The sequence below is a fragment of the Pseudomonas sp. I8001 genome, from assembly GCF_013385345.1.
Lineage (GTDB): Bacteria > Pseudomonadota > Gammaproteobacteria > Pseudomonadales > Pseudomonadaceae > Aquipseudomonas.
Window position 1 is genome coordinate 74,328 of record NZ_JACAQC010000054.1, and the last position, 12,539, is coordinate 86,866.

Below are 12,539 nucleotides of genomic sequence, written 5' to 3' on the forward strand. Positions count from 1 at the left end.
TCACCACAGGTTATTGGCCAGGCATCGGGCGGTCTTCCTGTTCTTCACGCCGGTGCGCCCAGTGATACAGCGCCGGCAATACCAGCAGGGTCAGCAGCGTCGACGAGATAATCCCGCCAATCACCACCGTCGCCAACGGGCGCTGTACTTCGGCGCCGGTGCCGGTGGCCAGGGCCATGGGGATAAACCCCAGCGACGCCACCAACGCCGTCATCAACACCGGGCGCAAGCGCGTCAGGGCGCCTTCGTTGATGGCCACCGACAATGAGCGCCCCTCTTCCCGCAGGTTGCGAATGAACGCAATCATCACCAACCCGTTCAGCACCGCCACCCCCGACAGCGCGATAAAACCCACGCCCGCCGAGATCGACAACGGAATGTCCCGCAGCCACAGCGCCATGATCCCGCCGGTCAACGCGAAGGGAATCCCGGTGAACACCAGCAGCCCGTCCTTGAGGTTGTTGAACATCATGAACAGCAACCCGAACACCAGCAGCAACGCCACCGGCACCACGATGCGCAAGCGCTCGGAAGCTTCCTTCAACTGCTCGAACTGGCCGCCCCAGGTGGTCCAGTAGCCCGCGGGGATTTTCACCTGAGTGTCGATGGCCGTCCCGGCTTCCTCGACAAACGAGCCGATATCGCGCCCACGCACGTTGGCGCTGACGATCACCAGGCGCTTGCCGTTTTCGCGGCTGATCTGGTTGGGGCCGAGCACCAGGTCCAGGCTGGCGACTTCCGACAGCGCGATAAAGCCCAACTGCCCCGCCGCGTTATTCGCCAGCGCCGGGATCGGAATCAACAGCCGCGACAGGCCTTCGATATCGGTGCGCAGCGCGTCCGACAAACGCACGACCATGTCAAAACGCCGGTCGCCTTCGTACATCGTCCCGGCCTGGCGCCCACCCACGGCGACGGCGATCGTGTCTTGCACATCGCCCACGTTCAGGCCGAAACGCGCAGCCTTGTCGCGGTCGATATTGATGGTCAGCACCGGCAGGCCGGAGGTCTGTTCCACCTTCACTTCCGAGGCGCCCTTGAGGGTTTGCAAGGTCTCGGCGATTTCCCCGGCGGTCTTGTTGAGCACCGCCATGTCGTCACCAAACACCTTCACCGCCACGTCACTGCGCACGCCGGAAATCAGTTCGTTGAAGCGCAGCTGGATCGGTTGCGACAGTTCATACACGCTGCCCGGCACAATCGCACTGGCGCGCTGGATGTCGGCGATGATTGCCTCGCGGGACTTCTTCGGGTCGGGCCACTGGTCCTTGGGCTTGAGCATCACGTAGCTGTCGGAGATGTTCGGCGGCATCGGGTCGGAGGCGATTTCCGCGGTGCCGGTGCGGGCGAATACCCGCTCGATTTCCGGCACCTCGGCCATCAAGGTCTTTTCCAGTTGCTGCTGCATCTGTACCGACTGCGTCAGGCTGGTGCCCGGCACCCGCAACGCTTGTTGGGCGAAATCACCCTCGCTGAGGCTGGGGATAAATTCGCTGCCCATGCGACTGGCCACCAGGCCCGACGCAACGATGGCCAGCACCGCCAGGCCGAACACCAGCGGCCGGCGCGCCATCACCCAATCCAGCACCGGCGCGTAGACACGGCGTGCGCTGCGCATCACCAGGTTTTCCTCTTCCTTGACCTTGCCGGTGACGAACAGCGCAATGGCCGCCGGCACGAAGGTTACGGACAGAATCATTGCCCCCAGCAGCGCGATCACCACGGTGAACGCCATCGGGTGGAACATCTTCCCGGCCACCCCGGTGAGGGCGAAGATCGGCAGGTACACCACCATGATGATCAGTTGCCCGAAGATCAGCGCGCGCCGCGCTTCCTTGGCCGCCGCAAACACTTCATGCAGGCGCTCGCTGCGGGTCAGCAATCGCCCGTAGCGCTGCTGGGCGTGGGCCAGGCGGCGGATGGCGTTTTCGACGATCACCACCGCGCCATCCACGATAATCCCGAAATCCAGCGCGCCGAGGCTCATCAGGTTGGCGCTGACCTTGTTGGTAAACATCCCGGTAAAGGTGAACAACATGGCCAGGGGAATCACCATCGCGGTGATCAGCGCAGCGCGGATATTGCCGAGGAACAGGAACAGCACCGCCACCACCAGCAGCGCCCCTTCGAAGAGGTTTTTCTTCACGGTGCTGATGGCTTTTTCCACCAGGTTGGTGCGGTCGTAGACGGTGACGGCCACCACACCTTCAGGCAGCGAACGGTTGATCTCTTCGAGTTTTTTCGCGACCGCCTGGGACACCGTGCGGCTGTTTTCGCCGATCAACATGAACACCGTGCCCAGCACCACTTCGCGGCCATTTTCCGTGGCGGCACCGGTACGCAGCCCGCGGCCAATGTCGACCTGGGCGACGTTGCGCACCCGAATCGGCGTACCGTCGGAAGTGGTGATGACGATGTTGGCAATGTCGTCGATGGACGCGACTTGCCCCGGCGCACGGATCAGCAATTGCTCGCCACTGCGCTCGATGTAGCCGGCGCCGACGTTGGCGTTGTTGCGCTCCAGCGCCGTGACCAGGTCGCCCAAGGTCAGGTTGTAGGCCGCCAGGCGCTTGGGGTCCGGGGCGATCTGGTATTCCTTGGCAAACCCGCCGATGGTGTTGATCTCGGCCACCCCCGGCACGTTGCGCAGTTGCGGCTTGATGATCCAGTCCTGGATCACCCGCAGGTCGGTCGGCGTATAGGCTGAGCCGTCCTCCTTGCGCGCGCCGTCTTTCGCCTCCACGGTCCACAGGAAGATTTCCCCGAGCCCGGTGGAGATCGGCCCCATCATGCTTTCGATGCCATCGGGCAGTTGCTCGCGAGCCACCTGCAAGCGTTCGTTGACCAGCTGGCGGGCGAAGAACAGGTCGGTGCCGTCCTTGAAAATCACCGTGACCTGGGACAAGCCCGAGCGCGACAGCGAGCGGGTCTGCTGCAAGCCCGGCAGCCCGGCCATGGCGGTCTCGATGGGAAAGGTGATGCGCTGCTCGGTTTCCAGCGGCGAAAAACCCGCCGCCGCCGAGTTGATCTGCACCTGGACGTTGGTGATATCCGGCACGGCGTCGATGGGCAATTTCTGATAGCTGGCGATACCGACACCGGCCATCAACAGCACCGCCAGCAGCACGATGATGCGCTGCTCGATGGCGAATTGGATAAGGCGCTCAAACATGGGAAATCACTCGCAGGATCAATGGGCGTGCTCGGCCGAGGCCTTGCCCAACTCGGACTTGAGGATGAAGCTGCCGACGGTGGCCACCTGCGCGCCGGCGTCGAGGCCCTGGCGCACTTCGACGAAACCGTTTTCGCTGACGCCCAGTTCGATATGCCGGGTCATGAAGCCGTCGCTGGTGCGCACGAACACCGAGGGTTTGTCCTCGACGGTCTGGATCGCCTCCTGGGGGACGGTGACCTTGGCCGGGTAGGTGTCGGTGGCGACCTGCACGGAAACGAACAGCCCTGGACGCCACGAAGCGTCGGGGTTCGGCACCGTGACGCGTACGGTGGCGGTGCGGGTCTGCTCCCCCAGCAAGTTGCCGACATAGGCCACGGTGCCAAGTACTTCGGTGCCCATTTCCGAGGACGTGACCTTCACCGGTTTGCCGACCCGGACCTTGTTCAAATCCTTGGGGAACACGCCGAAGGTGACCCACACCTGGGACAGGTCCGACAGGGTGAAGGCGTTGCTGGTCTCGCTCACCACTTCGCCGACACCCAGGTGTTTTTCCACTACTACGCCGTCGAACGGCGCCCGCAGTTCGTAGCGATTGCCGCCGACCAATACGGCGCTGCCGCTCAGGGCGTTCATCTTTTGCCGGGCATTGTTCAGGGCGATTTCGGCCTCTTGCAGCGCCTGGCGCGCCAGCAGGTAATCCTGTTCGGCGGAGATCCTGTCCTGCCACAACTGGCGCTCGCGCTGGAAGGTGGTGCGGGCCAGTACCACCCGGCGCTCACTGGCCGCCAGTTCACTGCGCTGATCGGAAATCTGCTGGCTGGCGATCACCGCGAGCAGCTCGCCCTTCTTCACCGATTGGCCGAGGTTGACCTTCACCGACTCCACCACGCCGGCAGCACGCGGCACGATGTGGGAGGTGCGGTCTTCGTCGAAACGCACCTCGCCCGGCAGCGAAAGCACAGTGCTGATCTGCCGGGATTGCGCCGGGGCCAGTTGAATACCGGCGGCCTGGACCTGCTGTTCGGTCAGCTCGATCTTGCCTTCTTCTTCCGCCTCTGCCGCACCGCTGATGGCCGGCCACGCCAGCATCAGCGCAACGGCCAGCGCCATCCTGTGTTTGTTGTTCATGGAACGCTCCTGAAAAAATCAAAACCGGGCAAGGTCGCCGTAAATCCGTTCGATGCGCACCCAGGCTTCGGTGGCCTGGGCGGTCGCCGCGAGGTATTGGGTGCGGGCCGCAATCAAGGTGCGCTGGGCGTCGAGTACGTCGAGGAAGTTGAACTTGCCCATCTCGAAACCGCGGGTGGCGCTGTCCACCGCGCTTTGGGCGGCGGGCAGGATCTGTTGGTTGAACGAGCGCACTTCGGTATTCGCGGTTTGCCAAAGGTCCAGGGCCTGGCGGGTTTCGGTGCGCAGGCGCAGTTCGGTAGCGTTGCGCAGGTCGCGGGCCTGGTCGGCGCGGCGACTCGCGGCCAGCACGTTGCCCTGGTTGCGGTTGAACAGCGGGATCGGCATCGACACGCCCACCACGTTGACCCGCTCGCGCACGCTGGCGTCGTATTGGCTGCCGATGGACACGTCGAGGTCGGGAATGCGCTGGGCTTTTTCCAGGCCCAGGGCCGCTTCGCCCTGGACGATTTGCAGCTCGGCCAGGCGCAGTTCGGCGGTCTGTTCCAGGCGCGCCAGCAGCTGCGCGGGCGACGGTAATGCCGGGGCGGCCTGGGCTTGGGTGGCGACGGCCTGGAAATCGGTGCTGGCCGCGCCAGTACTGGCCGCGAGGCGCCGGTAGGCATCGCTCAAGCCCATCTGCGCGCGGTTGAATTCCAGGCGGATTTCCGAGAGTTGCACCTGGGCCCGGGTGGCTTCCACCGGGGACGTTTTGCCGGCGGTGACGCGACCATTGGCCACCACCAGGCCGCGCTCGGCCAATGCCAATGAGCGCTGGGCCAGGTCGAGGCGTTCCTGGGCGCGAAGTGCGCCGTAGTAACCGTCGATGACCTCCGCACGCAGCCCGTTGCGACGCTGTTCCAGGGTGAGTGCGGCCGCCTCCTGAGCGCGGGTGGCGACATCAATCCGGGCGCCGCGCTTGCCACCCAGCTCCAGGGTTTGGCTCAGTTTCACGGTGGTGGTGCGCGAGTTGCGGCGGGTGTCTTCGGCGTCCCAGGAGGCCACCGGATTCGGGATCAAACCGGCCTGCTGGCGACCGCCTTGGGCGATGTCGATTTCCCACTGCGCAGCGGCCATGTCGGGGTTGTTGGCGAAGGCGGTTTGCAGGGCCGATTCGAGGGTCAGGGTTTGCGCGTTTGCGCCCTGGACCGTCATCAGCAACAGCACCGAAGCGCCGATAAACGTGCGGACAAAAGTTGGCATAACAAGAGTTCCATGCCCATGAATTAACAGGTGGGCAATGTAACTTTCGGTACTTATCAGAGGAGTGGCCAGAACATTACAAATCCGTTAGCAACGGCTCTGGCGCGGGCTTTTGCTTTAAGCTCCGGGCAAATTTTCCACTGCCCAGCGGGATCCTCGACATGCGTATTCTGGTTATCGAAGACGAACCTAAAACCGCCGATTATCTACATCAGGGATTGAGCGAAAGTGGCTATATCGTCGACTGTGCCGCCACTGGCGCCGACGGCCTGCATTTGTCTCGCCAGCACGCCTACGACCTGGTGATGCTCGACGTGAATTTGCCGTTGATGGATGGCTGGGACGTGCTGCAACGCATCCGCCAGAACAGCAGCACCCGCATCATGATGCTGACCGCCCAGGGCCGCCTCGCCGACCGGATCAAGGGCCTGGACCTGGGCGCCGATGATTACCTGGTCAAGCCGTTTGAGTTCCCCGAATTACTCGCGCGGGTGCGCACCTTGATGCGCCGCAGCGTGCATTCGCCGGTGCCGGATGTGTTGCGGGTGGCCGACCTGGAATTGGATCAGGGCCGCCACCGGGCGTTTCGCGGTTTGCAGCGCATCGACCTGACCACCAAGGAGTTCGCCCTGCTGCACCTGCTGATGCGCCAGAGCGGCGTGGTGCTGTCGCGCACGCAAATTATCTCGTTCGTGTGGGACATGAACTTTGATTGCGACACCAATGTGGTGGAAGTGTCGATCCGCCGCCTGCGGGCGAAGATCGATGACCCGTTCGAGCGCAAGTTGATCCATACCTTGCGCGGCGTGGGTTATGTGCTGGAAGACCGTGAGTGACGGTCAGGCGTGCACCTCGTCGTGCTCGTCATGCTGAAAACCTTCGCCCTCGATCTGGATCGTGGCGTGGGAAATATCGAATTGTTCATGCAGTAACTCCGTCACCTGGCTGAGGATCTGTTGCTCGCTGCCTTGGGCAGAATCCGCCACCAAGTGAGTGCTCAGCACGTTCTTGCCGCTGGTGAGGGCCCAGATATGCAGGTCGTGCACGTCCTTGACCCCGGGAACGCCGCGAATCGCCTGCTCCACCTTGTCGATATCAATGCCATCCGGCACACCTTGCAGCAGCACGTTCATGCTTTCCTTGAGCAGCGTCCAGGTGCGGGGCAACACCCAGAAGCCAATCGCTGCCGCCACCACCGAATCCACCCAGCCCCAGCCGGTGTACATGATCACCAGCGCCGCGATGATCACGCCGATGGAGCCGAGCATGTCGCTCCAGACCTCCAGGTAAGCGCCCTTCACATTCAGGCTTTCGCCGCTGGCCGCACTCAGCAATCCCATGGAAATCAGGTTGACCACCAGCCCCAGCACCGCGATCACCAGCATGCCGGTGGACTGGATCTCGGCGGGCGCCTGCAAGCGTTGATACGCCTCATACAGGATGTAGAACGCAACGCCGAACAGCAGCAGCGCATTAAACGCTGCCGCCAGGATCTCGAAACGCGCATAGCCGAAGGTGCGCTTGCGGTCGGCGGCGCGCTTGGCGACCTGGATCGCCACCAGGGAAATCCCTAGCGCCAGGGCGTCGGTCATCATGTGCGCGGCATCGGACAACAGCGCCAGGCTGCCGGTGATAAAGGCGCCGATCACCTCGGCGATCATAAAGCTGCCGGTCAGTGCCAATGCGATCCATAACAGCCGTTCGTGGCCGGCGCGTACCTGGGCGTGGCTGTGTCCTGCGCTCATGAAATATCCTCGTGGGTGGTCGTCCGGTTGATCATAGAGCTATAGGCCAAAACCACCGGCACGAGTTGCAAAATTGTCATCTCGCCGTCAGCTGAGCGTTAAGCCATGCGCACCAAAATTGAACATGAACGCTCTGGAACCGTTGTATCAGGTATGCTTTTCGAGCAGGAAACAAAAAGAAACACATTAGCCAACCTGTTCGATAAGGAGTCCCGTTTTGGAGTTATCGACTGCCGCGTGGATGGTTCACGACACCCGCCTCATGTTCTGCGTATTACTGGCCATCGCCAGCATCATTGTGTTGATCAGCGCGACCAAGCTGCCGCCCTTCCTGTCGATCCTGATCGGTACGTTTATCGCCGGTGTCGGCGCCGGCTTGCCGCCGGAAGAAGTGGCCAAGGCGTTCAGCAAAGGCGCCGGGGCGATCCTCGGTGAAGCCGGGATCATCATTGCCCTGGGCTCGATGCTCGGCGCGTTGATGGCTGAGTCCGGCGCTGCCGACCGTATCGCCACCACCCTGCTGGGGTTGGGCAAGGGCAAGTCGTTGCCCTGGGTGATGGCGCTGGTGGCGATGGTGATTGGCTTGCCGCTGTTCTTCGAAGTGGGCCTGGTGATGATGGTGCCGATCATCTTTGTGATGGCCAAGCGTTCGAACCAGCCGCTGCTGAAAATCGCAATTCCGGCGCTGGCGGGGATGACCACCCTGCACGCCTTGATGCCACCGCATCCGGGGCCGCTGATTGCGGTCAGCGCGTTGCACGCCGACCTGGGCCTGACCATGTTGCTGGGCTTCTGCCTGGCGGTACCGGCCGTGATTCTGGCCGGCCCGTTGTACGGCAACTGGCTGTCCAAGCGCATGCACGTGGATGAGCCGGCCGACATTGGCGCGCTGTTCAGTGCTCCGCCCAAGGCGCCGCGCCAGCCGAGTTTTGCTGTGTCGCTGCTGATCATCCTGTTGCCGGTGATCCTGATGCTCGGCAGCACCCTGGCCAAGGTTGCCATGTCGCCGGAAAGCCCGGTGGCACTGACCTTGAAGTTCCTCGGTGAGCCGTTGATCGCGCTGGGCCTGGCGGTGATTGCCGCGGTGATCTGCCTGGGCTGGGCCAGCGGCATGCCGCGGGCCGATGTCGGCAACACCCTGCGCAAGGCGCTGGCGCCGATCGCGGTGCTGTTGCTGACCATCGGCGCCGGTGGCGGGTTGAAGCAAACCCTGCTGGATGCCGGCGTGAGCCAGACCATCAGCAAGGTGGCCGAAGGCGCGCACATGCCGTACCTGTTGCTGGCCTGGTTGATTGCGGTGGCGCTGCGTCAGGCCACGGGGTCGGCGACCGTCGCCACCACGACAACGGCGGGCATCCTGGCGCCGATGATGGCGGGATTGGCGGCGACGCAAAGCTCACTGGTCGCCCTGGCGATTGGTGCCGGCTCGGTGTTCTTCTGCCACGTCAACGATGCCGGCTTCTGGATGGTGCGCGAGTACTTCGGCTTGCAGCTGAAGCAGACGATCTGGGTGTGGTCGGTGTTGCAGACCATTGTGTCGGTGGTGGGCCTGGTGGGCACATTGCTGATGTGGCACTTCCTGACGTAATGATCGTTCCCACGCTCCGCGTGGGAATGCATCCGTGACGCTCCGCGTTACACGAGCGGACGCGGAGCGTCCAGGGAGGCGTTCCCACGCAGAGCGTGGGAACGATCAGGTGGGTAGGCGCTTGCCAAAATGCGCCGCACTCACTGCGCCCACCGCGCCCATCGCCACGCAATACCCCACGCAGATCCACGGGCTGGTCGGCATCAACGCGATCAACATCAGCGGCGTGGTACTCGCCCACAGCGCATAGGCAATGTTGTAGGTGAAGGAAATCCCCGACACCCGCACCTGCGCCGGGAACAGGTTGACCATCACCGACGGCACCGCGCCCACCACCCCGCAACTCAAGCCGGCAATTGCATACGCTGCGCCCAGCCACACGCCACCGGCAATCAGGCTCGCATAGAGCACGGCAATCCCCACCGGCAGCAGCAGGCTATAGACCAACACCGCGCGCCAGGCGCCGATGCGGTCCACCAGCAGCCCGGCCAGCACACAACCGATGTTCAGGAACACGATGCCCAGCGCGCTCAAGGCGAAGGTGTGGCTGGGGCTCATGCCGAAGGTTTTCTGCATCATGGTCGGGGTGATCACCACCAGCACGACGACGGCCGAGGTGAGCACGCAGGTGAGGATCATCGCCGGCAACAGCGCGCTGCGGTGTTCACGCAGGACGGTGCGCAGCGGCAGTTCGGCGCCGGCCTGGCGACGGGCCTGCATTTGCAGGAACACCGGGGTTTCGCTGAGCCAGCGCCGCAGCCAGACACCGATCACGCCGAACACGCCGCCGAGCAGGAACGGGAAGCGCCAGGCGTAGTCGAGGATTTCGGCCGGGGTGAAGACTTGCGCCAGCAGCGTCGCCGTCAGCGCGCCGAGCAGGTAGCCGAAGGTCAGCCCGGCCTGGAGGAAGCCCAGGGCATAACCACGATGGTTGTCCGGAGCGTGTTCGGCGACAAACACCCAGGCGCTGGGCACTTCCCCGCCCACTGCCGCACCCTGGAGGATGCGCAGCGCCAGCAGGATCAACGGTGCGAAATAACCGATGTGTGCGTAGGTGGGCATGATGCCGATCAGCAGGCACGGCAGCGCCATCATCAGGATGCTCAGGCTGAACACTCGTTTGCGCCCCAGGTGATCGGCGAAGTGTGCCATCAGGATTCCGCCCAGCGGGCGCGCGAGGTAGCCGGTGACAAAGATGCCGAAGCTTTGCAGCAGACGCAGCCACTCGGGCATTTCCGGCGGGAAGAACAACTGGCTGAGGGTCAGCGCGAAAAATACGAAGATGATGAAGTCGTAGATTTCCAGGGCCCCGCCCAGGGCAGCCAGGCCCAGGGTTTTGTAGTCGGAGCGGGAGAAACGCTGCGCCTGTGGATAAGAGGTGGCAGTCATGGAAAAGCTCGGCAGACAAACAAAATGGCCTGCAGGTTATGAGCTGGGCCCGGTGATGGCAATCTCGCCGGATATATTTGCTTTACTCATTGATCAATGAAGATAACTACATTCCCAAATGAATAGCCGTAGAGGAACATGCAGCAAAACTGCCGCCCCCCATAATAAATACAAATAGAGGTACTGAACGTGGCCGATGCTATCGAAGACAGCCGCTACGCCCGATTCGCCCTGCGTTGTTCAAACTTCGCCGAGCGCTGGTTTCCGGACTCCTGGGTGTTTGCCGCCCTCGCCGTGATCATTGTCGCGGTGGCGACCCTGGGCATGGGCGCCGCGCCGACCGAGGCCGCCAAGGCCTTTGGTGACGGTTTCTGGAGCTTGATCCCGTTCACCATGCAAATGGCCTTTGTGGTGATTGGCGGTTACGTGGTCGCCAGCTCCCCGCCCGCCGTAAAGTTGATCGACCGCCTGGCGCGCATCCCGAAGAACGGCCGTTCTGCCGTGGCCTGGGTGGCGCTGATTTCGATGGTCGCCTCGTTGCTCAACTGGGGCCTGTCCCTGGTGTTCGGTGGTTTGCTGGTGCGTGCGCTGGCCCGGCGTACGGATTTGCGCATGGATTACCGCGCGGCCGGTGCTGCGGCCTACCTCGGCCTGGGTGCCGTTTGGGCGCTGGGGCTGTCGTCGTCAGCGGCTCAGTTGCAGGCCAACCCGGCCAGTTTGCCGCCGTCGATCCTGTCGATCACCGGGATGATCCCGTTCACCGACACCATCTTTCTGTGGCAGTCCGGCGTGCTGTTGCTGGCGCTGATCGTGGTGTCGCTGATCATCGCCTACGCCACCGCGCCCGGGCCGAACTCCGCCCGTGACGCCAAGGCTTGCGGTATCGACCCGGCCTTCAACATGCCCAAGCCACAACCGCCGACCCGTCCGGGCGAGTGGCTGGAGCACAGCCCGTTGCTGACCATCCTGCTGGCGTTGCTGGCCGCCGGTTGGTTGTTCCATGAATTCTCGACCAAACCGGCGATCAGCGCGATCTCGGGGCTGAACACCTATAACTTCCTGTTCCTGATGGTCGGTGCCCTACTGCACTGGCGTCCGCGCAGTTTTCTCGATGCGGTGGCCCGTGCGGTACCCACCACCACCGGGGTGCTGATCCAGTTCCCGCTATATGGCTCGATTGCCGCGCTGATGACCGTGGTGAAAGGCAGTGACGGCGCGACCCTGGCGCACCATATCTCGACCTTCTTCACCTCGATCGCGTCCCACGACACCTACGCGCTGTTGATGGGCGTGTACTCGGCGGTGCTGGGCTTCTTCATCCCGTCGGGCGGCGGCAAGTGGATCATCGAGGCGCCGTACGTGATGCAGGTCGCCAATGACCTGGAATATCACCTGGGCTGGGCGGTGCAGATCTACAACGCCGCCGAAGCGCTGCCGAACCTGATCAACCCGTTCTATATGCTGCCGCTGCTGGGCGTGCTGGGGTTGAAGGCGCGGGACTTGATCGGTTTTTCGTTTGTGCAGCTGCTGGTGCATACGCCGCTGGTGTTGTTCCTGCTGTGGGCGTTGGGCACGACGCTTAAATATTTGCCGCCGGTGATGCCTTAATTATCTGAAGCTGCACCCGCTCTTCAGGCGGGTGCGGCTGGCAGGTTGTTCAGCAGCTCAGGTAGCGCGTGCTGAACCGTGTCCCATACCACTTCAAGATTTATGTCGAAGTAACCATGGGCAATCCGGTTGCGCATCCCGCGCATACTGCGCCAAGGCACCTGCGGTTGGGCGGCTGCAAACTCTGGATGTTGATCCATTATTTTGGTCGACGCTTCGCCGATGATGATCAAACTCATGATCACGGCTTGCTGGGTACGCTTGTCTTCAAAAAACTCAGGTTTGCTCACCCCTTCGACAAAGGTCGATCGCGTCGGACGATGCCTGGCGCATGTGCTCCAGGTAGTCGCCAATCCGATTTGAGATCATACGGGCCGGGCCTCAGCCAAGACTTGAGCACGAAACTTCAGAGGCAGATCGCCAGGCGTCAGCAAATCGACGTTTACCCCGAGCAAGTCTTCCAACTCCACCTGCAGCCCACCAAGGTCAAAAAGGGTCGCTCCCGGTAGCGCATCAACCAGTAAATCGAGATCACTGCCGTCTTTATCAGTCCCCAACAAAACGGACCCAAACACCCTTGGGTTGGAGGTATGGAAACGTCCTACTACTTCACGCACGGCAGCCCTCTTGAGATCCAGGGCAGTTGAAGGTTTCATGGGGCACC

At 62.7% G+C, this 12,539-nt stretch carries 9 protein-coding genes and 1 pseudogene; 3 read left to right on the forward strand and 7 right to left on the reverse strand.

The genetic code is table 11. The features are described 5' to 3' along the window. Nucleotides 1–10: 10 nt before the first annotated feature. From HX839_RS27740 to HX839_RS27750, 3 genes are read right to left on the reverse strand one after another with little or no spacing between them, the layout of a single operon-like run. On the reverse strand, nucleotides 11–3,172 hold the full coding sequence (locus HX839_RS27740; protein ID WP_177068017.1) for a CusA/CzcA family heavy metal efflux RND transporter: 3,162 nt from the start codon (nucleotides 3,170–3,172) through the stop codon (nucleotides 11–13). Between the two features lie 18 nt (nucleotides 3,173–3,190). Beyond that, nucleotides 3,191–4,303, reverse strand: coding sequence for an efflux RND transporter periplasmic adaptor subunit (locus HX839_RS27745; RefSeq protein WP_003214413.1), 1,113 nt, complete (start codon nucleotides 4,301–4,303; stop codon nucleotides 3,191–3,193). 18 nt (nucleotides 4,304–4,321) lie between these two features. Further along, entirely contained in the window at nucleotides 4,322–5,545 is a 1,224-nt protein-coding gene (locus tag HX839_RS27750) for a TolC family protein (RefSeq protein ID WP_177068018.1), read from the reverse strand. 161 nt (nucleotides 5,546–5,706) lie between these two features. Between HX839_RS27750 and HX839_RS27755 the strand changes: the two genes are divergently transcribed. After that, a complete protein-coding gene (locus tag HX839_RS27755; RefSeq protein ID WP_008437506.1) occupies nucleotides 5,707–6,381 on the forward strand; it encodes a heavy metal response regulator transcription factor in 675 nt (224 codons plus the stop codon). 3 nt (nucleotides 6,382–6,384) lie between these two features. On the opposite strand, the gene HX839_RS27760 is transcribed toward HX839_RS27755, so the two are convergent. After that, on the reverse strand, nucleotides 6,385–7,290 hold the full coding sequence (locus HX839_RS27760; RefSeq protein ID WP_177068019.1) for a cation diffusion facilitator family transporter: 906 nt from the start codon (nucleotides 7,288–7,290) through the stop codon (nucleotides 6,385–6,387). A 217-nt stretch (nucleotides 7,291–7,507) separates the two neighbouring features. Between HX839_RS27760 and HX839_RS27765 the strand changes: the two genes are divergently transcribed. After that, complete coding sequence (locus HX839_RS27765; RefSeq protein WP_177039573.1) at nucleotides 7,508–8,878, forward strand: gluconate:H+ symporter; 1,371 nt, start codon at nucleotides 7,508–7,510, stop codon at nucleotides 8,876–8,878. Nucleotides 8,879–8,983: 105 nt separating this feature from the next. Here the strand turns inward: HX839_RS27765 and HX839_RS27770 are convergent, their stop codons facing one another. Then, nucleotides 8,984–10,267 carry an MFS transporter gene (locus tag HX839_RS27770; RefSeq protein WP_102368096.1) on the reverse strand — a complete coding sequence of 428 codons (1,284 nt, stop codon included), beginning with the start codon at nucleotides 10,265–10,267 and terminating at the stop codon, nucleotides 8,984–8,986. Between the two features lie 189 nt (nucleotides 10,268–10,456). On the opposite strand from HX839_RS27770, the gene HX839_RS27775 reads away from it, so the two are divergent. Continuing rightward, complete coding sequence (locus HX839_RS27775) at nucleotides 10,457–11,875, forward strand: short-chain fatty acid transporter (protein WP_008437512.1); 1,419 nt, start codon at nucleotides 10,457–10,459, stop codon at nucleotides 11,873–11,875. Between the two features lie 23 nt (nucleotides 11,876–11,898). On the opposite strand, the pseudogene HX839_RS27780 reads toward HX839_RS27775, so the two are convergent. Next, nucleotides 11,899–12,244, reverse strand: a pseudogene (locus HX839_RS27780) (DUF86 domain-containing protein). Next, nucleotides 12,241–12,531 (reverse strand): nucleotidyltransferase family protein, encoded by a 291-nt coding sequence (locus HX839_RS27785; RefSeq protein ID WP_003214393.1) that lies wholly within the window; start codon nucleotides 12,529–12,531, stop codon nucleotides 12,241–12,243. The pseudogene HX839_RS27780 and the gene HX839_RS27785 overlap by 4 nt, the downstream one beginning before the upstream one ends. Nucleotides 12,532–12,539: the final 8 nt, after the last annotated feature.